Origin of the sequence: Robiginitalea marina (assembly GCF_024006985.1) — a bacterium.
Classification (GTDB): Bacteria; Bacteroidota; Bacteroidia; order Flavobacteriales; family Flavobacteriaceae; genus Robiginitalea; species Robiginitalea marina.
Genome location: NZ_JAMXIB010000006.1, coordinates 81,538 through 104,080 on the forward strand (window position 1 = coordinate 81,538; position 22,543 = coordinate 104,080).

Below are 22,543 nucleotides of genomic sequence, written 5' to 3' on the forward strand. Positions count from 1 at the left end.
GGTTACCCTCTTGCTTATTCCCTTAGATTAGCATAAGAGGTCTAGATAGGGAATTTGGGGATGAACCCTTTCAGGTGAACGCTAATAACTGAATACCCAATAATTGTAGACTTCTACGGACCGATATCGTGACTAGCTCCGGCAAAGGTTTCAATGACTTATTTGCTTTCTACAAGTCGGATATCGGTTCATTTTACGAACAGGTATCAAATGGAAATTCAGACATTAAGGCCTGGTACAGGGATATGAAAGAACAAAATTTTCTCCATTTTTCGGTATCGACATCTTAAAAAAGACCTTCGATTTTGCGATCTTTCCTAAGCAGTCAATTTCATCCCACATATTTGAAAATTCCACCTAGAGTATTCGGGCTTATTATCGCCTGCTTGGCAATCGCAACTTCAATTTGGAAGACATCCTAAATCTACATGGGTTATACCGGGGTGTATGGAAAACTGCTGATCCCAAAACTCTCCAAGAAACAGTTTTTATTCTGCATTGAGATGGCATACCAGATTCAGCGAAGCATGGGACTTCAGCGCGGCAAAAGTGATTGGGTGGATGCGGTGCGCATCACAAATTATGAAGCCAAAAATGCGAAGGATTTAAAGCAATATTAGACTATGGTCCCGATCCTAGAAAAGGCCAAGGTCCTCATGAAGATCCGGGAGCAACTAGTTAACTCGCGCTCCAACCTAAATAAGTATCTTAACAAACTCATTGACTTTGATCCGGAGCTGGTCAAATTAGCCCGTCAGAATACCAAAGAGGTCAACAATAGTCTGGGGGAAGAAATCAAAAAGATCGAAGCGGATATACAGGCTTAGATTCTCTAAGACACGGAACTAATTCGATCTATTGCCCTGGTTACTTGCGTTACCGGGGTTGGTAAAATCACAGCGCTCTATCTGACTATTATTACCAACTTTTTCAAGCGCTATGATAATCCGAAACAATTGGCTTTCCATTGCGGCGTAGCTCGGTTTGAGTACACCTCCGGGACCAGCCCTCACAAACTGGCAAAAACCCATCACATGGCTAACAGAGTTTGAAAAAGCAACTCCACAGGTGTGCCCTATCAGCTATTAATCACGACCCGGAGCTGAAGGACTTCTATAATCGAAAAGCTGCTGAAAGAAAGGGGTTGATCATCCATTTGGATCAGGTCCAAGCCAAAATTCTACAATATTATAGACTGTTAAGTGATCATTACAAGCTAGTTAAGGCATATTCTAAAAAGTACGATTCGTCGGAAAAAACGAAAGACATTAAACTCGTCTTGATTTATTCATATAGGCTAAGTCTTCAACTAAAAGTGGTGCGGCTCATATCAACTTCATTTATAATGTAGTCTTTTTATTTTTTTTATGTAGGAATAATACTATTATTGTGTTGATTTCGTATACTTGTATTTAAGTAGATGTAAGAATGCTAATCATTATTAATCAACGCTTAAAATTTTAAATTATGAAGAAACAATTTTTACTTATGGTTATTGGCGTTATTTCATTAGGATTTATGTCCTTTACTAACGCAGACATTAGAGAGAACTCTACGTTTGAAAACAACAATTTTGAAATTGTTATATTAGAAGAAGAAGTTAGTGAGATTTATGATTGTGGAGTAGGATGTACAGCAACAGCTACTAATTCGGAAACAGGTGAATCCTATTCTTTTTATTCATATGTAATAGCCTCCAATTGTGCAACGGCTCAAAGTATTGCTTGTGGGCAAGCCTATGCGCAGGCACTAAATTTTGTTGCAAATCATAAATGATTAAGAATATTTATACTATCTGAAAATAATATAAAATGGTTAGCATTTTTTCTTACTTGAAAAGAAGATATTTAGTTTTATTTTTTCTGTTTTCTAGTGCATTATTTAGTCAGAATCAGTATCTGAAAATAGATTACATCGAAGAGTTTGGACTGAAAGAACTTCATTCTTCACGCCAATACAAAACTGAACTTTTTCTTAAAGATGATCAAGCTTCCTTGTACCGAGTAGACACAGAGACATCTACATCAGAGATTAATTCTGACAAGGAGGGAAATGGATCGGATTATTCTTATAAGCCATCTAACGCAAGATATTTATATTACTTTAATGATTTACGAAATTCTCTCATTACCTATAAGTGGTATATAGCTTTTAAAAAATTTTATATAACTGATTCTCCGACTTTTAATTGGAAATTGACCAGTGAATTTAAAGACATACTTGGATATAAGTGTCAGAAGGCAACGCTAGAGTTCAGAGGAAGAAGTTATGAAGCATTTTTTACCAATGAATTAGGAGTAAAAGGTGGACCGTGGAAGTTTCATAATTTACCAGGAGCTATTTTAGAGGTATATTCGGTGGATGATGAATTTAAAATTAAGGCTTACCAGATAAAGACTATAGAGGCCGAAGAGTTACTTATCAGCAATCCCTATTCAGGAGAAAAAACAATTACATGGGATGAGTATAAAACGCTCTACACTAAAAAATATCAGGAGACCAAGAGTATTGTTTACGATAATAATGTTACGAGTTCTATGCCAGTAATGAACCGTGAATTGCTCGTAGAAGAGAATGATCGATAAATTTTTATTGATTGCCTGTATACTTTTTTTATCACCACAGTTAATACGTTCTCAAAAACATTTAGAAGGAACTATTACCAATAAAGATGATGGTGTTGGAGTCGCTAATGTTAGTATTCTACTAAAAGATTTAAGTGACGATCTGATCATTGCGTATACCTTTTCAAAGGAAAACGGTCAATACTCGATTTCCTATGACAATATTGACAAAAATTTAGTACTACAAACCTCAGTCATAGGGTATAAGGATACCGTTATACCCCTCTCAAACCTTGTTTTTGACAAGCTAACTCGAATCCTGGATATAGCCCTGGAAGAGGAAATTACGCAATTGTTGGAAGTTGATGTAGTTGGAGAAGCCCCTCCAGTTGTCATCAAAAATGATACAACAGTATATAAAGTGTCTTCATTTCAGGATGGTTCCGAAAAAGTTGTTGAGGACATTCTTAAAAAACTTCCGGGAATAGAAGTGGATGAACAAGGAAGAATCAAATATAAGGACAAGGAGATCGAAGCTCTTTTAATCGAGGGAGATGATCTTTTTAGTAGTGACTATAGCAGAGGAACAAAAAACATCAATGTTGATGTTATAGATAAGATTGAAGCGATAGAAAACTTTTCAAAAAACAGATTATTAAAAGGTATAGAAGATTCTGAAAAAGTTGCCCTAAATCTAAAAATTAAGGAGGGCAAGGAGGATGTTTCTTATAATGCTAAAACAAATTTTGGGATTAAAAATCGCTTTGATACCGGAGGGAACGCCTTATTGGTCTCTAAGCGCATTAAAGCATTTTCTTTTCTGGAATATAATAATATCGGGAGAACTTCCAGTGAGTTGCCTTATTCAAATGAGATTAATGGGAATGAAGTTTCAAGAATCGATGAAATTATACCAGATTACAACTTTCAAACATCGTTAAGTGAAAGCCGAAGCAATATCAATAATTCTGTAACCACAGCAGGTAATGGAATTTTTAACCTATCGGATAAAACTACTCTTCGACTTGGGATTATTCACTATAATGACCGATTTAATCGAACCTTAATAGATAATACACGGTTTGAATTCAGTGATGAAGTATTCGATATCAACTCCACCAACACAATAGAAAGTAAACCTGTAGAAAACAAGGCAACCTTTTCAATATTTCATGATATTTCCAAGTCTTCGCGAATAGAATATAGCGGGGAACTTTTTTTTAATCATACAACAACACGTTCCGACATTTTAAACAACGAGAGTGATCAATTTGACAATCTCGTCACCAATATATTTTTGACGAATCACAACGTAAGATATACCAAGTCCTTTTCATCAGAGTCAGTACTGGATGTAAACACTCAATTCTTTTTTGGAGAATCCGCAAAAACGTATCAGATATTCCCAGGTTTTGACTTTAATGACAATTCAATTGATCCAACAATTACTTCTATTCAAACCGTTCAACCACTTAAAAGAAGTATATCTACTGAGGTCCGTTTTTTGGGTTTATCAAAGAAAACAAAGTACAATTTTGGGGTTGGGATTAATTATTCCAATGAAGACCTCAGCTCTGAGCTTTCAGATGATGATGTAAATGTCCTAGCAACCAATAGTTTAGATCACGATATCCTTAATCCTTACATTGATGGAAATTATAAAACAATTTTTGGAAATTGGATTTTTCGTAGCTCTTTGAGATTAACTTATTTTGATCTTACTCTGCAAAGAAGTGATCAAGAAATTTCATTAGATCGACTCTTTTTGCTTCCTACGGCTAGCCTTAGTTTTAAGCCTAATGATAAATCGAGATACTATCTAAATTTCGATTATGAGGTAACCAATCAGCGTATTTCCAACTTATTTGCAAACAACATCCTAACCCGATTTAGAGAAGTTAATTTAAATACGCCAAATCTTACCCCATACAAACAGAAACGTATTGAATTTGGATACGCCAATAATGATTTATTCAATAATTTTCGTTTAAATGTGAGAATCGGATATAATGATATTCGAGATAACTTTATAAGAAGCCAAACAATAGATCGGGATCTCTCCGTCACTAATTTTCTGATCGCAGATGGATTAGATAAAAGTTACAACTTGGCTATTAATCTAACCAAGTATATTCACTTTATCCGATCTACTATCGATTTCAACAACAACCTTAGGATTTCCTCATTTAGAAACTTGGTTAATGGGTCTGAACTTAGAAATAATGATTCTAATGTATATAGCGGTAACCTGGTAATTCGAAATTCATTTTTTAATAAAACCTTATTTTTGGCTAATGCTCTGGATATCCAAAATACAGTTTTTAGATCTCCAGATAACATAGAAAATCGTGTGGGATCGATAAAGTATTCTTTTGAAGGGAAACTAAGAATTAAAAAAAAATGGTCATTTTCGGTTAATTATGACTATTTGGACCTCAATGTCAGTGAACAAGGACCAAACTTCAATTTCTTAGATACCAACATTGATTATTCTTTTCCTAAAACGAATTTAAATCTAGGTTTAGGGCTCCAGAATATATTTAACGAAAGAAGGTTTGAGACCATCAGCAATTCGGATTTTTCCACATCTACTTTTTCGTTCGATATCCTCGAGCGTTATTTACTATTAAAACTTTCCTACAGATTTTAGCATCGCAATAGTAAATATAGAAAGTGTATGTTGTAAGCTTCCAAAACCAATTTGGTCTTGAATTTTGTAAAGGCTTCAATAGTTGGAATTTTTGTTAGAGTTATAATAGTTTCTATGTATTTACCAATGTTTTAGTTGAGTTCAGTATTGGTGGAGCGCGGAAGCTAAATTCAAGTTAATTCGATGCAATTAAAAGGTGATTAAACGGTGAGCTTTTGGGGTAGTAATATTTGTAATACAAATATTTAGAAAGTATTTCGAAGTCCAATCACGATGGCAACCAATTACTTGTCGTCTTTGAATCAGATTAAACGCTCATATGTTAAACTTTGTTAAAAGGTGAGCAATTCGGTGAGTATAAAAAATAGCCCTCTGAAAAGCTTCTGAATACGGAACTTTCAGGCCAAAATTCGAGTCCCGTCCAGACCGCTGAGAAGCAAAGCCCTTCGCACGCAAGTGCGGAGGGTTTTTTCATTTAGGAGCGTGCAAGCTTGCTTGCAAACGCGGATAAATGAAAAAACCCTCGCGAAGGCGAAGCCTTCGGAAGGGCTTTGCTTCTCTGCAGGGCCACCCTTTGGGCCGCTTTTCCGCCAAGTGGCGGAAAAGCAATCCCGTCACGAATCATTGCCGGTTCAACTTCGGAAAAACCAAAAAAAATCGCACAAAGGCGAAGCCTTCGGAAGGGCTTTGCTTCTCAGCAGGCCCACCCATTGGGCCGATTTCCGAGCAACGCGAGGAAATCAATCCCGTCATCAAAGTAGGCAGTTCGCAGTTGCAGTTGGCAGAAGGGCTTTGCTTCTCAGCAGGCCCACCACACTTGGGATGTTTTCCGACCGGAGGGAGGAAAAGAATCCTAATTAACCCCAGTGTAATCCATCGTCCATGGTTACGTTAATCCGTAAAAGATTTGACTGATAAGCGCTATATTTAAGAAGATAAAAGAAGTTGGCATTAATTTAAGGAACAGATGAAAGAACGTACATTATCAGAAAACGAAATCGCTGATATTGCTAATAGAGATGAAAGTCATTTTTATGACAATAAAGCATTTGAAATAAGTGGTGATAAAATTCAAAAAATTGCAGTTGCTTTTGCAAATTCAGATGGTGGAGAGTTTGTTATAGGAATTAAAGACAAAAAAGAAGAATTAAATCCAAGAAAACGATGGCAAGGAATTGATGATATTGAATCATTTAACTTCGTTTTTCAAAATCTAACTCAACTTTCCCCTTCTATTCCGCACAGCTACGAGTTCTTAAGGGACAATTCTGGAAAATATGCTCTGAGAATTATTATCGAAAAAAGTGAATCCGTTCATAAGACAGCTAACAATACTGTTTACGTCAGAAAATCGGCTCAATCCCTTCCTATAAAAGATCCAGCTCAAATTCAAGCATTGTCTTATGCAAAGGGAGAGTCTTCATATGAAGATACCATAGTCAATTCTGCTGTTGCTGAAGATATTTTTGAATCCCAAGAAATAGCCACTTTTCTTAAAGACTATTCACCACAATCTGACCCAATTGATTTCACAGTAAACCAAAATCTAGTTGATAGAAAATCATATGATCCACGGACTGCTGGAATTCTGTTGTTTAGTGATAATCCAATTCCATTATTACCTAAAAGATGCGGAATCAAAATAACGAGATATGAAACTTCAGAGGAAGTTCCCGAACGTGAGCATTTAAAGGACCAATATTCGGTCGAAGGATGTCTTAACGAACAGATCAAGAAAGCTTCCGCTATAATCACAGAAGTTATGGAATCTGTTCAGATAATGGGTGAAAAAGGTTTAGAAAAGGTAAAATACCCTCCAGAAACTATTTGGGAAATCTTGGTCAATGCAGTAATACATAGAGACTATTCTATTTCCGATGACATTCAAGTTTTAATATTTAATAATAGAATTGAAATTAAAAGTCCAGGCAAACTACCGGGCTATGTAACTATTGAAAATATTCTAGACGCTCGATTTTCGCGTAATTCAAAATTGGTTCGTGTCCTAAACAAGTATAAAAACCCAGCAAATAAAGATATGGGTGAAGGCTTAAACACTGCCTTCCAGAGAATGGAAGAGTTTCGTCTCAAACCCCCTAGAATTGTTGAAGACGGGAATTATATTAAGGTTATTATTGCCCACACTTCATTAGCAACACCTGAAGAAAGAATCATGGAATTCTTAGAAAAGAACGAAAAAATTAAGAATCGACAGGCAAGGGAAATCACAGGAGTGAAATCTGAAAACGTAATGAAGCGCCACTTTTATGACCTAAGAGATAAGGGACTCATTGAGCCAGTTATGAGTAAAACGGGAAGTAAGATTGTTGCTTGGAGGAAGAGAAACTAGTGCCAACAAAAACTATACGCAATGCCCTTCGGGACACTGCGCATAGCCAAACCGTTGATGCAAGATTTTTGTTATTAATGATGGCAATAGAGACATTGATAATACAAGAACATAGACAAAAGGAAGAAATAGAATTAATTGACTGACTTATTCACCAGATAAAGGTTTCAGAAATTCAAAATCCGAACCCTTTGATGTCAGCACTTAGGATTTTTAAAAAAGAATCGATCATGAATGCTGGAATTAGACTGGCCAGTAAGTTGAGCAATCAGTATTTGAACAAAACTCCAGAACAATTTTTTAGGTATTGTTATAGTCTAAGAAGTAAATTAATTCACGGTAGTATTCCTGGACCTAAGTTTAACAAAATAAGCACTGTCATTGGTGCTTTAGAGACTTTTACTGCTGATCTGATTTTATTGTTCCCTCTTAATGAATAATTTTTTCAGCATACAACAATGCCTATAATCCATCGCCTGACCTCGCCGGTGAATAATTGCTAACTTGTGGTTTAATAAACATGCCGCCAGTGGTAAGCGCTTCCATTCGACGTATCATAGTCAGAGCTGTCGTGTTTAAATCTAGTAAAGCATGATTGAAAAAATAAAACTTAAATCAGGGTCGTCACAAGGTCAACCTTATCTTGAATTCGAAATAACACCTATAACAATATTTGTTGGACCAAATAACTCCGGAAAAAGTCGTGTTTTAATCGAAATAGAAAATTTCAGCAGAAGAACTCACGGACAGGCAAATGACCTTGTACTTGATCAACTAACCTTCGCGCCATTTACTCAAGCAGAAATTGAGGAGGAGATTACTCGAATTGAAACTGTTCCTAATGTGGGTGAAAATGTTAGCCCTGGACATGTAATCCTTTCAAAAATTAATCCCCAAAATAATGGAGCAATTAGGCAACAAGTAAATAGACAAGGTCTAATTAACGAAGCTCAAAATCCAAATACGAGTCAAGGGCATTACCGATCCTTTCTGAACATGTACACCATGAGATTGGACGGAACAAATCGTCTAAACTTACTTACTGAACAGAATGCAGGAGACCTACAACAAACTCCTGCTAACCACCTAGCACACCTCTTCATTAATAATGAACTAAGAAAAGAAGTAAGACGAATTGTCTATGAGGCATTTGGTAAATACTATGTAGTTGACCCAACAAATATTGGTAAACTCCGTGTTCGACTTGCAGGAAGAGCTCCAGTCTCAGAAAGAGAAGAGAAAGGATGGGAAAACGAATCCATCAACTTTCACAAAGATGCAATTGAAATAATACACGCTAGTGATGGAGTAAAAGCATTTTCTGGAATCATAACGACAATTTTGGCGGGTGACCCAAAAATCACCTTAATTGATGAACCAGAGGCCTTTCTTCATCCATCTTTATCGAACAAACTAGGGAACGAGATAGGCAAATCTTTGAGTGCGACTAAAAAAAGGCTATTCGTTTCAACGCACAGTTCCCACTTTTTAATGGGTTGTATTCAGTCAGGTTCTCCATTAAATATCGTAAGACTTACCTATAAAAATAACTTAGCAACTTCTAGAATTCTTCCGAAGGACAAAATTCTAAACCTTATGAGAAATCCGCTTTTGAGGTCGACCGGGGTTCTCAACGGATTGTTTTATGAATGTGTAATTGTAACAGAGGCAGATTCAGATAGAGCTTTCTATAATGAAATCAATGAAAGACTTCTAGCCAAATCTGACGAAAGAGGTATAGTCAACTGCTTATTTATTAATGCCCAAAACAAACAAACAGTATGGGATATTGTCCACCCATTAAGAGAGTTAGGGATTCCAGCAGTTGGTATAATTGATATAGATGTATTGAAAGAAGGTGGGCAAGTATTTTCTAAACTTTTAAATGGGGCATTTATCCCTGAACCAAGTCATCAAGCGCTACAAAATCAAAGACAAACCATGAAAACAGCTTTTGAAACATCAGGTCAAGATATGAAAAGAGATGGCGGAGTTGAGATTCTTGATGAACCAAATAAAGAATCATGTAATAATCTTTTCAATCAATTAGAAGAATATGGAGTCTTTGTCATTCGAAATGGTGAGTTAGAATCTTGGCTAACCGATTTGGGAGCAACAGGCCATGGTTCAAAGTGGTTGATTGATGTTTTTGAAAAAATGGGAGCTAATCCAGAAGAGTTAAATTATTTGAAACCTTCAGTTGGTGATGTTTGGGATTTTATAGGAAAAGTTAAGACTTGGATTGAGGACCCTAACAAGAAAGGAATACCAAAATAAAAAGCAAAAAATCGGTTATATCAAATAAGGGTGGACTGCTTAAATATGAAGGTATAGTAACTAAATAACATTCGGTCTGGCAGACAAAGATTCGATTTTAAAATCGCGCACTTACCATAGACAGGGCTGTAATGAGTCATTTGAGAAAATTGAACAAAGGAATTATAGAACTATAATCTTTTAATCCTTATTGAAAACCTCTTTCCAAACAGGAAATTGGTTAAAAGGAAAGCTTTTGTAACTGTACCCCCCCAACCCCCAATATCGCATATCGCGATACGCGATAATTCATCACATAGATTTGCTTTAGAACACTTTACATCCTTTTAGCACAAATTCCGATACCGAAAAACATTCAAGGAATTAACTTCTGGCGGACAGGCTTAATAACCACGATCTAAAACGCCAACAGGCAAAACCCCCCAAACCTACCCCCTCATCCTTTCCCCAATACCCTCCTAAGACTCTATCGGCACCCCAAATTTTCCAATCGAAACAGAATTCCGCTGAACCCTTACAACGATATTCTCCGAAGGAATTCAGTATTTGTTATCTTAGGCCAACAAGAGGTTTGACGTGCAGGCGCACAAGGCAAATACAGTATGCATCATTCAAATTCTAAAAAATGAATGACCTTGAAGAAATCACAAAAGCCCTGATCCAGTTCAGGAATGAAAGGGACTGGGAACAGTTTCACAACCCCAAAGACCTCTCTTTGGCCATTAGCATTGAAGCAGGGGAACTACTGGAACAATTTCTTTGGAAAGATCCTGCGGAGGCCAATACCGAAAAGATCAAAGAGGAGCTTGCCGATGTATTTGCCTTCGCGTTTCTTTTGGCAGATAAATATGATATCAACATCAAGGAAATCATACTCGACAAGATTCGAAAAAATGCAGAAAAATACCCCATCGATAAAGCCAAAGGCACTGCCAAGAAGTACAATGAATTATGAGGGGTTTTTCCATAAAACAACACGACTTTAACCCGGGGCTTTTTGATGAATTAAAGACAGACCATTATGCCAAAGACCTCTGGCCAATCGTGTATATCCTGTCAGACAATACCATTAAGGAGGCTTATGTCGGGGAAACTACCGACACCTATGCCAGGATGAATTCCCACCTCAAAAGCAGTTCGAAGAAAAGGCTTACCTCTGTCCATCTAATCGGCAGCCCAAAATTTAATAAGTCCGCAACGTTGGATATTGAATCCAACCTCATCAAATATTTGTCCGGTGACGGGAATTTCAAATTATTGAATGGGAACCTTGGCCTGGCAAACCACAACTATTATCAAAAGCCCGATGTTTACTGGCACCTCTTCAAATCCATCTGGGATGAACTCCGCACAGAAGGTTTGGCAAGGCATTCGTTGGAGCATATCGACAATTCAGACCTGTTTAAATATTCTCCGTATAAGAGTTTGCGCTATGAGCAGGTCACCGCTTTGCAGGTGATGTTAAAAGGCATTTTGAATGAGCAGTGCAAGACAGTGCTTATGGAGGGCGGCGCAGGGACCGGCAAGACCATTCTGGCCATTTTCCTGTTCAAATTGCTTGCAACGGACAGCGAAGACTTCAATTATGGCGATTTCGGCGACCAGGAACTGGAGTTCCTGGAGCTTGTAGAACAGATCAAAATCAAATACCCCAAACTAAAAATGGGGTTTGTGGTGCCCATGTCTTCCTTCAGGGCGACCATGAAGCAAGTCTTCAAAAACATTAAAGGCCTAAAGGCCAGCATGGTGATAGGGCCCGCTGCGGTTAGTCGTGAAAAATTCGACATCCTCATCGTTGATGAAGCACATCGGCTGAGAAGGAGAAAGAGTATCGGTGCGTACATTGGCGCGTTCAATAAAGCAGCCATTCGCCTGGGGCTGGACCCGAATGAAGCCAATGAGCTTGAATGGGTCACCTTGCAGTCCGGAAAGACCATCCTTTTCTACGATGAGAATCAGTCCATCAAGCCCTCTGATGTCGATAAGGGGGAGTTTAAAAAATTAAAGGCCAATCCAAAAACCATCGTCGAAAAGCTCAGGTCGCAATTCAGGGTCCTGGGAGGGAATGATTATGTCGACTTCATTGATAAATTAATGCAATGTAAGCTGCCGGAAACTACAGGCACATTCAACTCAAAGGCATATGAATTCGTACTGTTCGATTCGGTGGGCCAACTGGTGTCCGAAATAAAACAACGCGATAAGGAGTGTGGGCTATCGCGCACTGTGGCCGGGTTTTCATGGGATTGGCTTTCGAATAAGGAAGGGCAGGAACATGTAAAGGACATCAAAATTGGTGATACGGAACTAAAGTGGAATGCGGTCACTGAGGACTGGATCAACTCAGCCAATGCCGTCAATGAGGTAGGCTGCATCCATACGACCCAGGGATATGATTTGAATTATGCCGGAATAATTTTCGGGCATGAGATTTCTTATGATAAAGAAAGTCACAGGATAGTCATCAAAAAAGAACACTACAAGGATTCGACGGGAAGACAAACGGATTCAGCCGAACAGTTAAAGGAATACATCGTAAACATCTACAAAACCATGATGCTAAGGGGCATCAAAGGAACCTATTTGTACGCTTGCGACCCCGATCTCAGGGATTACCTGGCTAATTACATCCCATTGCACAGGTCTGAGCCGGAAATCCCACAGGTCCAGTTTCTTCAATTAGAGGAAGTAATCCCCTATGAAAATGCCATCCCGGTTTACCACCTTGACGCAGCTGCAGGAGAATTTGGCGAAAACCAAAAGGTAAGCGAACTGGATTGGGTAAAACCCCCAAAATTCCTGCGGGTAACTCAGGACCATTTTGCTTGCAGGATTATCGGGGAATCGATGAACAAAGTAATCCCCAATGGTTCGTATGCCGTCTTTAAAAGGTATCAGGGAGGTGCCCGGGGCGGTCAGATAGTGCTAGTTGAATATACCGACTTGCAGGATTCTGAATTTGGCTCATGCTATACGGTTAAAGAATATCAAAGTAAGAAATCCGTAAGTGAAGATGGATGGGAGCATGAGTCCATAATTTTAAAACCCCTTTCCACGCATAGTGATTACCAGGACATTGTTATCAGGGAGGATCAAATAGCCCAATTCAGGGTTATTGGAACTTTTGAATGCGTATTAACCTAATTGCAAAGCGCAAGTAGGCAACTGTGCCTGTTTGCCGGACTTCCTTCCGACTACAGGCAGAAAAAGAATCCCCGCTTTATCTCTAAAGTACCAGTCAGCAGTCGCAGTGGGCAGTAATACTTCCTTGCACTTTCATAGTGCTTCTGACAGAATTAAATAACACTTTCCGCCGAAAACAGAACTGAAACCAACTGAGTATAGCTGAGTGATACCAGAACCTAACCGATTTGTTATCTTAGAGCTATAAGTGGAATAAAGTGCATAATGCACTTTAAACATAAGTTAGCGATAATGACAAAGTCAACTTCATTAGATATTTTGCATAGTAACTAAAAAGGTGAAATACATTTCAATCAATCTATATCGTAAAGTGATTAATCATGCTATCGCTGAAGGCATGACCAGAAATGATTTCATTGAACTTCCAACACCGATGTCTGATATTGACAACATTCAAGCTGTACCAGCTGATGAGTTTTTTAAACTCCATGAGATGATCGATGAAAGGCTGGGGCCTGGTTTCTCGGTTAGAGTAGGCCAACAAATGAAAATTGAAGATTATGGTGTTCTGGGGCTCTCATGGCGGACCTGTTCCTGGGCAGGTGAGATTTTCGATAGAAGTGAGCGTTATTTCAAATTACTCTCCAATACTTACGTTTTTAAAGTTGATAAAAAATCAAATATTTCAACTATTTACTTACTACGCGAGCCACATCGAAGAGGTTTAGAGCTTTCTAATGAAGCTACCCTTTCTGCTGCTGTGGTTGTATTAAGAGACATGACAGAAACGAATATTTCGCCCATTGAGGTTTCTTTTAAGCATAACCCTCCCAGCGATCTCAGCACTTATGAAGAAGCATTCCAATGCACAATACTGTTTAATCAACAGCATTACGCAATTACTTACAAGACTTCTGACCTGGAAACCCGTACAGCTAAAGCAGATGCAAGTATCAATCGTTTTCTCGTTGAGCGAGTCGAAGAAGAAACCAATAAACTTGAGGTTGCGGGTAATAAACTGGTTTTTGATGTAGAGAAGCTGATAACAGAAGCACTCCCTAGCGGCATCCCTAGCATTCATCACATTGCCGAACATATGGGCATGAGTAATCGTACGTTGACACGAAGATTAACTGCAGCTGGAGTCTCTTACCGCGATTTAATCAAAAAGATTCAGGAAAGCGTTGCTACAAATCTGCTGAAAAAATCATCGAGAAGTATAGCTGAAATTGCATTCGAAACTGGTTTTTCAGAGCAAAGTGCTTTTAACCGTGCATTCAAGCGATGGAAGGGCATTTCCCCTGTCGAATTTCGGAAAAACTAATTCACACCTCCATTTTGGCGTAAAGTATCAAAGCTTTGGCTCAAAATGTCAAGCATACCCCCTCCCTTACTTTCAATTTTGCACTCGTAATCAATTACGAATAAAATGAAAGCAAGACTCATTAAAACATCATGGCTTGGAGTAATAACAGCAGGGCTGATTGTGATTAGCGCTTTTAATACCCAAACAGATATCCATGAGAATCATGGCGAGCTACCTTATAAGGACGAAAAGCTAAAAAAAGAAGCATTTAAGATTCTGGATACGAAATGTAATGTCTGCCATCGCAAACAGAACCCTTTCATGGTCTTCAATGAAAAGAACATATCCAGAAGGGCAAAAAAAATCTATCAGATGGTCTTTGTCGAACGGAGAATGCCTAAAGGAAACGAGATCCAATTGACCAATGAAGAATTCATCAAGCTGAAAAAATGGCTGTTCACTGAAAACATACTATAAATATGGAAATTTCACTAAAAGCAATCGTCTTGTTGGGAGCAGTAATCCTTACTGGCCTTTCAGCAGGCTTGTTATTCGCCTGGTCGGTTTCGGTAATTCCCGGAACTAAGCTAATAGGGAATCAACCCTACCTAGAAACTATGCAGTCTATCAACAGGGCAATTCTCAACCCAGCATTCTTTACTGTATTCTTTGGTAGTGTGATTTTGCTAAGCATTGCCAGTATTTATGAGTTTCATTCTAACAAAGTCGTGTTCGGACTTATGCTCTCCTCTGCTATAACCTATATGGCAGGAACGATACTAGTGACAGGGCTTGGCAATGTACCCCTCAATGATCAATTAGATGTTCTCAAAATTGCAGAAATGAACGACTCACAGATAGCGCAATTCAGACAGTTCTACGAAACCAACTGGAACAAGCTTCATCTAATTCGGACAGTATTTGCAGTAGTCTCATTCCTTCTGTCGGTAGTAGCGCTCTTTGTTCATGTAGAAGAATCTAATCCTTAAATCACAAATCAAATGGCCTTTTTTAGTTATCTCAACGAAAACTCCGATATAACAGATATCACCTTCAATGATCGTCCAAGGCTCGGCCCTATGGATAAAGCGTCACAGGAAATCATGAGAGGTAAATCCTCTTTTACCGAAGCAGAGCGCGAAATAATGGCTGCTTATGTTTCAGGGCTCAATGCTTGTGCATTTTGCCATGGCTCTCATAAAGCCGTAGCTGAGCAATTCGGTATCAGTCCTCAGGTAATAGAACAGCTGATTGAAGATGTCGATTCAGCACCTATTAACGAATCCCTAAAGCCGGTCTTTCATTACCTGAAAAAATTAACCCTGACCGCAAGCAAACTCACCAAAGCCGATGTGGAAAAAGTAATAGCAGCAGGCTGGTCAGAAGATGCGTTGCATGAAGCCATTCTAGTCGGCTGTCTATTCAATTTTTACAACCGATTGCTAGACGGACACGGTATCAAAGGCAACCACGCAATTTACCAATTTGGAGGGCAGCACCTCGCAAAGAATGGCTATGGTGTCCCTTGGTTCATAGGACTTATTAAGAACACCATCAAAAAAAGCAAACTCAAAAAGCTGCATGAATTAGAGAAGCAGCTTTGAGCAAAGATTTAAACTCAAAATAATAAAAATGAAAGACAATATCTTAGTAATCGGAGGAACCGGTAAGACTGGTCACCGAGTAGTAAAAGGCCTCTCTGAATTAGGCCACCATGTAACCGTAGGGTCAAGGAAAGGCACTCCTGCATTTGATTGGGAAGACTACTCCACTTTTGCGCCTGCCCTTAAAGGAATGGATCGCGCCTACATCGTTTATTATCCTGATCTCGCAGTTCCTGGCGCCAAAGAAGCCATCACAGCATTAACCGAGGCAGCTTTGAAAGAAGGTGTAGAAAAAGTTGTGCTGCTATCTGGAAAGGGAGAAACGGTAGCAGAAGCCTGTGAAGAAATCGTGGCGAATTCGGGGCTTAACTATACTCTGGTAAGGGCATCATGGTTTAACCAGAATTTTAGCGAAGGAGCTTTTCTTGATTTCGTCTTGGCGGGACAAGTAGCGCTACCTATGCCAGAGGCAGAGATTCCTTTTGTAGATGCAGACGATATCGCTGAAGTAGTGACGAAGGTGCTGGTAGACGATTCCTACAATGGTGAAACCATCACCGTGACCGGCCCCAAAAAACTAACCTTTGGCCAGATAGTAAAAATAATGGAGCAAGCCATTGGAAGAAACATCCAATACATCCCTATCTCTATCGAAGAGTTCAAAGCAGGAATGAAAGCTGCAGGCCTTCCGGATTCTTATGTATGGCTCTTTGGCTACCTATTTAAAGAGGTGCTTGGAAACCCTGACAATCAGGCAGTGTCTAATGATGTCGAAAGAGTGCTAGGCCGCAGAGCCACTTCTTTTGAAGAATATGTTCAAAAGACCGTAGATACCGGTGTTTGGAATCAAGCCGTATCAGAAAGCATCTAACATCAACTACACACGGACATAGTCATAGCTAATTGGGGTAATAAATCGATGGAATGTATTAAAGAAACAGGCCGACTCTATAGAGACGCAATGATCTTAATCGTTGGCCTGATCTTTTTAGGGTCTTCCAGAATGTCGATCGAAAAGTAGAGTATTTAGTCATTTCAACTACTCAATTATCCGATTATCAAGAGTTGAGTGCTAGCGGTGAATTACTTAAAATGTACAATTTTAATTCGAACTAAAAACTACACGCATAAACTCAATATCATGAATCTAAGGCACTTAATGAACACATTCACGGCTATAACATCAATTATTCTTTCATTTTTAGTTATTGGAATAGATGTTCAATTAAACCCAAATAGCTCAGAAAAATTACCCGAGGTTAAAACGGTTCTTTTTACATATACCTCAGATACAACACTAACACTAGAAGAGAAAAGTGTGATAGAAAAAGCACTAACTCAACATACAAATCAGGTGAGTATGGTATTAACAAAGCTTCCAGATACCATTATGTATAAAGTTAATATAGTAGATCACAATCTGGATATAGTCAAAGGTGTCTCGGGGATGACTTTAAGGCATAAGATGAACGCGTTAATTCAAGTTGATCTTTCAAGTCAATATCCTGGAGGGGTAGTTAAAGCAGGGCAAGATGGTTTAAAGAGCTTGCTATGGCACGAATTACATCATGTTCAACGAGGCTGGTCTATTGAGCAAAATGAATTTGAACAGGGTATAGATATCGCAGCAATAAATGAAGGATTGGCGGTAGTTTTTGCTGAAGAATATACAGGAGAGTCAGAAGTGGTGAACTCTAAAGCCGATGTTACCGATGCTTGGGTAGATGAAATCCTACAACTGCCAAAAGAAGCCGATTATATGACATGGGTATCGGGAATACACCCTGATGGTAGAAGCTACATTGGCTATAGAACAGGCAATTATATAATCAGAAAAGCAATGGAGAAATCAAGCAAAAGTATATTGGCCTTGAGTGAGTTAAGTCCGACTGAGATTTTTGAATTGGCTGGTTATTAACATGAATAAAATAATTCACAAAAAAATAACTCCACCTAAAATCATAGTCACCAATGCTCTGCTATCACCAAGCTCCTTGGCTAATTCAGTGTAGCACTTATAGTGCTCAGCAGTTAGTTGAAACAGGAATTGAATCTAAATGATGTTTGCCAAGTAAATGAATATCAAACCATTCAATATTGTGGAACCTTGCTGGGGATGCTGTTTTATCTGGGTTTAAAACCATTCCGCATAAAAGTACACAACCTCAAATAGGTTCTTATAGCAGCCTAATATACTTGATTTTTGAAATAAAATGAGATCTACAAACCTGCTTAAAAATACGAGCCTGTTTACTCGAACCACTATATTCTTAGCAGTCGGATTGATTGTTATTTGGTGTTCCAATCATATTACAAAAAAGTCGAGATTGATTTCGCTTAGTCAGTCACCTGCCTATGATGAGGCAGTAGTTTTTGGTGAAGGAAAAATCTCAACAGATGCCTTTGAGTTTGCGATCACTTTCACACCGGCAATGGACGAAGTATTTTGGACCAGGAGGCAGCCTGACTCGAACAATGAGATTATGACGATGCAACTGGTGGAAGGTCATTGGACAGATCCGGAACCTGTGTTTTTTAAGGCTAAATCTGGATGGGACTTTGAGCCACAAATCAACCCTCAGGGAACGCGACTCTTTTTTGGAAGTACCCGACCTCTGCCAGATTCCTCTACATCTAATGGACTGCACCAATGGTATAGTGTGAGAAGTCTAAACGGATGGAGTAATCCGGTTCCATTAGAAAGCCCATTCATTGATAAGTCAGTAATTATGTACTTAACTTCTTCAGAAAAGGGAAATCTCTTCTTCACTACCGGAGAAAAAGGCGACAAACCTGAAGACTGGGTAATCTATCAGTCTATCAATCAAGAAGGAAAGTATCAGCCAATTGAAAGAATGGGAAGTGCCATCAACTTTGAGGGCAAATATATAGCCCATTCTTATATAGCACCTGATGAAAGCTACCTCATCTACGATGCAAAACGTGACTCAGGTCAAGGTGGCAGTGACTTATACATCAGTTTCAACCGAAAGGGTCACTGGACGAAAGCATTGAATATGGGACCTCAAGTAAATACCCCTCTAACTGAAATGTGCCCGAGTGTTTCTCCCGATCAGAAGTACCTGTTTTTCCATAGAGGTGATGAAAACAAGGGAAATATTTATTGGATAGAATTCCAGCCTATAAAAGCACAATTAGAGTTTCAAAGTAAAAACAATTCAAAAAAATGAATAACAAAATATTAATTCTGGTAACACTTGCTCTGGTGTTTTCTTGTAAAGAAAACGACAAGCCACAGAAAACAGAAACGCAATCAAGAAATAACTACGCGGTTGAAATAGACAGTTTTTTGACGAATCTTGCAAAGGATAAAGTATTCATGGGAAGTGTGTCTCTCTCAGAGAATGGTGAAGTTGTATATTCCAATGCGATAGGTTACAGCGACCTTGAAAGTGAGATAAAAGCGAATAAAAACACAAAATACAGAATTGCCTCTATTACAAAAGTCTTTACTGCTGTCCTTGTCTTTAAAGCAATTGAAGATGGCAAAATTCAACTTGATCAAACAATTGATAGTTTCTTTCCGACATTATTAGATGGAGACAAAATCACTATAGCTCACTTATTGCACCATCAAAGTGGAATTATGAGCTATACCAAAGACCAGTATTTTTGGGATAATCGCACTCAAAATCAATCTTCAAAAGATTTAATGAATGTGATTATCAGTCTTGATAGAAATTTTGAGCCAGGTGAAAATACCGAGTACAGTAACTCCAATTACTTTTTACTTGCACAACTGCTTGAGCTCGTTTATGACGATCGCTACGAAAACTTATTAGAAAAAAACATCATCAAACCGCTTGGGCTTCAAGATACCTATGTGGGTAAAACCACTCATTCAGATCATAACGAAAGCTTCTCATACACTTCAGAAAATGGAGAATGGAAATTATTCCCTGAAACTCATTTATCCATCGCTAAGGGTAGTGGCTCACTACTTTCAACTCCATCAGATCTAAACATCTTTTTTAGAGGCTTGATGAAGGGTCAATTAATTTCTTCAGCATCGATAGAGAAAATGACCACTATTATTCGCAATCATGGCATGGGTATTTTCAGATATAATATTCATGATCAGTCTGGGTATGGGCATGGTGGAAATATCGATGGTTTTACAGCCAATAGCATTTACTTTATGGATCTTGATGTAGCCTTAACTATAAGCTCAAATGCATCATCCATGCCTATTGAGGAAGTATATTCTGAAATCTTGAAAGCCTATTTGGGAAAACAGGAAGTCACCATTTCTGAAGAAGAAGTTGCACAGTTTGTAGGAGTTTATATTTCTGAAAATGACCCTGAAGATCAATGTGTTTTCATTCAAGACAACAATGTTTTAGTCAATTTCATAAAAAATGAATTCAAAGCACCATTAGTTTATAGGGGCAATAATAGGTTTGTTTTAGAACAACTTTATGCAGAATCAATCTCGTTTACTTTTTCGGATGATGGAAACCAATTGATTTTTGAGCAAGGCGATTATAGGGGTGTCTACAAAAAAGAATAACCACCTAAAATACGGCACATGCACTATGCTCTTTGGGCTACGGGATTTATCCACATCGAAATAGTATTATTTATAAAACTGACTTCAATAATAGAGCTCAAATGATGATCAGAAAAGCAAAAGAGATTGATGTACCACTAATTATAGCAATGCTAGCTGATGACAAGCTCGGAAGCATCCGGGAAGATTACTAGCTACCACTACCCTCTTCCTACATTGAGGCTTTCCATAAGATTGATAGGGATTCCAATCAGAAACTCATAGTGGTTGAGAACGAGCAGGGTGAGATCATTGGTGCCATGCAGCTTTCATTCATACAGTATCTGACTTATCAGGGCGGAATTCGAGCCCAGATGGAGGCAGTACGTATCCATAAAAATTATAGAGGAACTGGGCTGGGTACTAAGATCTTGAAATGGGCTATTTTCAGAGCCAAAGAAAATGGTGTCCATGTGCTACAGCTAACAACAGACAAAAAGCGACCTGATGCCATACGTTTTTATGAATCTCTTGGATTTAAGGCCACACACGAAGGAATGAAAATGCATTTATAGAGCATGTGAATGGTATGCTCAAATTAACAATACTTACTTTTTAACCTGTAGTAATCCCTCAGAACCAACATAAACACCAAATGAATAAAAAACATTTCCTATTGCTCGTAATTGGACTTCATTTAATGTTGCTTGGCTGTACGCAAACTAATTCTAATCAATCGTATTTAGATCAAGCACCTCCTACATCTACTCCCAAAGTATTTGCATCATCAATTGTTAACACCGACAGTATTGAAATAAATACAGTGTTTAACACTTCTTTTACAGAAGTATTTTTCACAAGAATCATCAATAAGAAATTTGTTATCCATCATTCTGAGTTCATTGATGGTCATTGGAGTTCACCAAAACCTTTACAAATGTTTGCTGATCACGAGAAAGAGTCAGTTGCCATTGATCCTTCCATCAGCCAAGATGGAAATACAATGTATTTTCTGGGGATAAGTCCAGAGGACCGGTTGAAAAAATCTAAACCTGATATTTATAAAAGTCAAAAAGTTGATGGGAAATGGCAATTAGCTACTAAGGTTGGACAGCCTATATCAACTCCGGAATATGCAGAATCATACCCTGTTGTGGTTTCAGACGGTAGTTTATACTTTACATCTGATAGACCTGGTGGTTTAGGAGGAAGAGATATTTATCGTGCGCAATACTTAGGAAATGGAAAGTTTGATACACCAGTAAATATTGGCGCAGAAGTAAATTCTGAAAAAGGAGAAAGAGGTACTTATGTTTCACCAGATGAAAGTTTCCTTATCACTGCTAATACCTATACTGATGAAAGGGGCTTTGCAGTTTCATTCAAAAAAAATGGCAAGTGGCAGAGACCTACTGTTTTTGACCTTGGTGAAACTATAGATGAAAACTGGGTTTATTATTGTCCTTATATGTCACCCGACAATAAATATTTTTTCTTTTCCAAAAGATATAGCTATCCATCAAATAGCGGATGGACAGGTGTTATGAAAGGCAAAGTATACTGGGTCAATTCTACTGAGATTTTTAAAAAAATGTAATTAAAGTTTGAATCAAAAGAAAAAAATAAAGAGTGCGCCTTAATGAAAAGATGGGAATAACAGCTAGTTATGAGGGTATGAAGCAATATCTATGATCAGGCGTTAATAATAAAAAATGAGTTACAAGCATATTTTGAAGCCAAAATTAGCTATTCGATTTCTACTTTCGATCTTAATTCCTCTTACCCTATTTCACATAAGTGTACTCCTAAAGATCATACCACAAGACATAATATGGGGAGGAAGATTAGGTAGTGATAGTGAAATGTATATGCTTGAGTGCATTTCGATAATAGTCTCCATTTATTTGACAGTAGTTCTAATGATAAAAGGATCATTTATACGACCGCTTCTTACTTCAAAAGTTGTAAACTTCTCTCTTTGGGCATTTCTGGTGCTGTTTATCCTAAATACGGTTGGAAATGTGCTAGCAAAATCAGCTACAGAGCAACTGTTTGCACTGCTGACGATGGTAATGTCAGTTTTGCTATGGACTGTTTTGAAAAAACAGCATACCTAAAAGAGTTCATAAGTAGGGGTA

Annotated in this window: 21 protein-coding genes; all 21 read left to right on the plus strand. The window is 38.2% G+C overall.

Annotation, left to right across the window (positions count from 1 at the left end; genetic code table 11):
* Positions 1 to 428 precede the first annotated feature (428 nt).
* The 21 genes from NG653_RS08980 (at position 429) to NG653_RS09075 (ending at position 22,002) form a co-directional block, all read left to right on the plus strand.
* Positions 429 to 620, plus strand: a complete 192-nt coding sequence (locus NG653_RS08980) for an IS110 family transposase (protein ID WP_252741361.1) — start codon at positions 429 to 431, stop codon at positions 618 to 620.
* Positions 621 to 623: 3 nt separating this feature from the next.
* On the plus strand, positions 624 to 827 hold the full coding sequence (locus NG653_RS08985; protein ID WP_252741362.1) for a hypothetical protein: 204 nt from the start codon (positions 624 to 626) through the stop codon (positions 825 to 827).
* A gap of 36 nt (positions 828 to 863) precedes the next feature.
* Positions 864 to 1,052, plus strand: coding sequence for a transposase (locus NG653_RS14825; RefSeq protein WP_370281128.1), 189 nt, complete (start codon positions 864 to 866; stop codon positions 1,050 to 1,052).
* Positions 1,053 to 1,467: 415 nt separating this feature from the next.
* Positions 1,468 to 1,776, plus strand: a complete 309-nt coding sequence (locus NG653_RS08990; RefSeq protein WP_252741363.1) for a hypothetical protein — start codon at positions 1,468 to 1,470, stop codon at positions 1,774 to 1,776.
* A gap of 35 nt (positions 1,777 to 1,811) precedes the next feature.
* Positions 1,812 to 2,585 (plus strand): GLPGLI family protein, encoded by a 774-nt coding sequence (locus tag NG653_RS08995; RefSeq protein WP_252741364.1) that lies wholly within the window; start codon positions 1,812 to 1,814, stop codon positions 2,583 to 2,585.
* On the plus strand, positions 2,575 to 5,214 hold the full coding sequence (locus NG653_RS09000) for an outer membrane beta-barrel protein (protein WP_252741365.1): 2,640 nt from the start codon (positions 2,575 to 2,577) through the stop codon (positions 5,212 to 5,214). Before NG653_RS08995 ends, NG653_RS09000 begins: the two co-directional genes overlap by 11 nt.
* 967 nt (positions 5,215 to 6,181) lie before the next feature.
* Positions 6,182 to 7,564 carry an RNA/DNA-binding domain-containing protein gene (locus NG653_RS09005; protein WP_252741366.1) on the plus strand — a complete coding sequence of 461 codons (1,383 nt, stop codon included), beginning with the start codon at positions 6,182 to 6,184 and terminating at the stop codon, positions 7,562 to 7,564.
* A 194-nt stretch (positions 7,565 to 7,758) separates the two neighbouring features.
* Positions 7,759 to 8,004, plus strand: a complete 246-nt coding sequence (locus NG653_RS09010) for a hypothetical protein (protein ID WP_252741367.1) — start codon at positions 7,759 to 7,761, stop codon at positions 8,002 to 8,004.
* A 151-nt stretch (positions 8,005 to 8,155) separates the two neighbouring features.
* Positions 8,156 to 9,841 (plus strand): AAA family ATPase, encoded by a 1,686-nt coding sequence (locus NG653_RS09015; protein WP_252741368.1) that lies wholly within the window; start codon positions 8,156 to 8,158, stop codon positions 9,839 to 9,841.
* 625 nt (positions 9,842 to 10,466) lie between these two features.
* Complete coding sequence (locus NG653_RS09020; RefSeq protein ID WP_252741369.1) at positions 10,467 to 10,796, plus strand: nucleotide pyrophosphohydrolase; 330 nt, start codon at positions 10,467 to 10,469, stop codon at positions 10,794 to 10,796.
* Entirely contained in the window at positions 10,793 to 12,985 is a 2,193-nt protein-coding gene (locus tag NG653_RS09025; protein WP_252741370.1) for a DNA/RNA helicase domain-containing protein, read from the plus strand. The genes NG653_RS09020 and NG653_RS09025 overlap by 4 nt, the downstream gene beginning before the upstream one ends.
* Positions 12,986 to 13,322: 337 nt before the next feature.
* Positions 13,323 to 14,309: an AraC family transcriptional regulator gene (locus tag NG653_RS09030; RefSeq protein WP_252741371.1), complete on the plus strand. Its 987-nt coding sequence runs from the start codon at positions 13,323 to 13,325 to the stop codon at positions 14,307 to 14,309.
* Between the two features lie 105 nt (positions 14,310 to 14,414).
* Positions 14,415 to 14,768, plus strand: coding sequence for a hypothetical protein (locus NG653_RS09035; protein ID WP_252741372.1), 354 nt, complete (start codon positions 14,415 to 14,417; stop codon positions 14,766 to 14,768).
* Between the two features lie 2 nt (positions 14,769 to 14,770).
* Positions 14,771 to 15,280 (plus strand): anthrone oxygenase family protein, encoded by a 510-nt coding sequence (locus NG653_RS09040; protein ID WP_252741373.1) that lies wholly within the window; start codon positions 14,771 to 14,773, stop codon positions 15,278 to 15,280.
* 12 nt (positions 15,281 to 15,292) lie between these two features.
* Positions 15,293 to 15,895 (plus strand): carboxymuconolactone decarboxylase family protein, encoded by a 603-nt coding sequence (locus NG653_RS09045; RefSeq protein ID WP_225698104.1) that lies wholly within the window; start codon positions 15,293 to 15,295, stop codon positions 15,893 to 15,895.
* Positions 15,896 to 15,923: 28 nt separating this feature from the next.
* Entirely contained in the window at positions 15,924 to 16,766 is an 843-nt protein-coding gene (locus tag NG653_RS09050) for an NmrA family NAD(P)-binding protein (RefSeq protein ID WP_252741374.1), read from the plus strand.
* A gap of 270 nt (positions 16,767 to 17,036) precedes the next feature.
* On the plus strand, positions 17,037 to 17,813 hold the full coding sequence (locus NG653_RS09055) for a DUF2268 domain-containing putative Zn-dependent protease (RefSeq protein WP_252741375.1): 777 nt from the start codon (positions 17,037 to 17,039) through the stop codon (positions 17,811 to 17,813).
* Between the two features lie 295 nt (positions 17,814 to 18,108).
* Positions 18,109 to 19,086: a TolB family protein gene (locus tag NG653_RS09060; protein ID WP_252741376.1), complete on the plus strand. Its 978-nt coding sequence runs from the start codon at positions 18,109 to 18,111 to the stop codon at positions 19,084 to 19,086.
* Positions 19,083 to 20,426: a serine hydrolase domain-containing protein gene (locus NG653_RS09065; protein WP_252741377.1), complete on the plus strand. Its 1,344-nt coding sequence runs from the start codon at positions 19,083 to 19,085 to the stop codon at positions 20,424 to 20,426. The genes NG653_RS09060 and NG653_RS09065 overlap by 4 nt, the downstream gene beginning before the upstream one ends.
* Before the next feature lie 215 nt (positions 20,427 to 20,641).
* Positions 20,642 to 20,980, plus strand: a complete 339-nt coding sequence (locus NG653_RS09070; protein ID WP_370281130.1) for a GNAT family N-acetyltransferase — start codon at positions 20,642 to 20,644, stop codon at positions 20,978 to 20,980.
* An 80-nt stretch (positions 20,981 to 21,060) separates the two neighbouring features.
* On the plus strand, positions 21,061 to 22,002 hold the full coding sequence (locus NG653_RS09075) for a TolB-like translocation protein (protein WP_252741379.1): 942 nt from the start codon (positions 21,061 to 21,063) through the stop codon (positions 22,000 to 22,002).
* The last annotated feature ends 541 nt before the right edge of the window (positions 22,003 to 22,543 follow it).

Excerpts from the sequence above, each read along its gene's own strand:
- NG653_RS09000 (WP_252741365.1), top strand. The coding sequence starts at position 2,575 with ATGATCGATAAATTTTTATTGATTGCCTGTATACTTTTTTTATCACCA.
- NG653_RS09005 (WP_252741366.1), top strand. The coding sequence starts at position 6,182 with ATGAAAGAACGTACATTATCAGAAAACGAAATCGCTGATATTGCTAAT.
- NG653_RS09025 (WP_252741370.1), top strand. The coding sequence starts at position 10,793 with ATGAGGGGTTTTTCCATAAAACAACACGACTTTAACCCGGGGCTTTTT.
- NG653_RS09050 (WP_252741374.1), top strand. The coding sequence starts at position 15,924 with ATGAAAGACAATATCTTAGTAATCGGAGGAACCGGTAAGACTGGTCAC.
- NG653_RS09015 (WP_252741368.1), top strand. The coding sequence starts at position 8,156 with ATGATTGAAAAAATAAAACTTAAATCAGGGTCGTCACAAGGTCAACCT.
- NG653_RS09065 (WP_252741377.1), top strand. The coding sequence starts at position 19,083 with ATGAATAACAAAATATTAATTCTGGTAACACTTGCTCTGGTGTTTTCT.
- NG653_RS08990 (WP_252741363.1), top strand. The coding sequence starts at position 1,468 with ATGAAGAAACAATTTTTACTTATGGTTATTGGCGTTATTTCATTAGGA.
- NG653_RS09055 (WP_252741375.1), top strand. The coding sequence starts at position 17,037 with ATGAATCTAAGGCACTTAATGAACACATTCACGGCTATAACATCAATT.
- NG653_RS09010 (WP_252741367.1), top strand. The coding sequence starts at position 7,759 with ATGTCAGCACTTAGGATTTTTAAAAAAGAATCGATCATGAATGCTGGA.
- NG653_RS08985 (WP_252741362.1), top strand. The coding sequence starts at position 624 with ATGGTCCCGATCCTAGAAAAGGCCAAGGTCCTCATGAAGATCCGGGAG.
- NG653_RS09060 (WP_252741376.1), top strand. The coding sequence starts at position 18,109 with ATGAGATCTACAAACCTGCTTAAAAATACGAGCCTGTTTACTCGAACC.
- NG653_RS09075 (WP_252741379.1), top strand. The coding sequence starts at position 21,061 with ATGAATAAAAAACATTTCCTATTGCTCGTAATTGGACTTCATTTAATG.
- NG653_RS08980 (WP_252741361.1), top strand. The coding sequence starts at position 429 with ATGGGTTATACCGGGGTGTATGGAAAACTGCTGATCCCAAAACTCTCC.
- NG653_RS09040 (WP_252741373.1), top strand. The coding sequence starts at position 14,771 with ATGGAAATTTCACTAAAAGCAATCGTCTTGTTGGGAGCAGTAATCCTT.
- NG653_RS09045 (WP_225698104.1), top strand. The coding sequence starts at position 15,293 with ATGGCCTTTTTTAGTTATCTCAACGAAAACTCCGATATAACAGATATC.
- NG653_RS09020 (WP_252741369.1), top strand. The coding sequence starts at position 10,467 with ATGAATGACCTTGAAGAAATCACAAAAGCCCTGATCCAGTTCAGGAAT.
- NG653_RS08995 (WP_252741364.1), top strand. The coding sequence starts at position 1,812 with ATGGTTAGCATTTTTTCTTACTTGAAAAGAAGATATTTAGTTTTATTT.
- NG653_RS09035 (WP_252741372.1), top strand. The coding sequence starts at position 14,415 with ATGAAAGCAAGACTCATTAAAACATCATGGCTTGGAGTAATAACAGCA.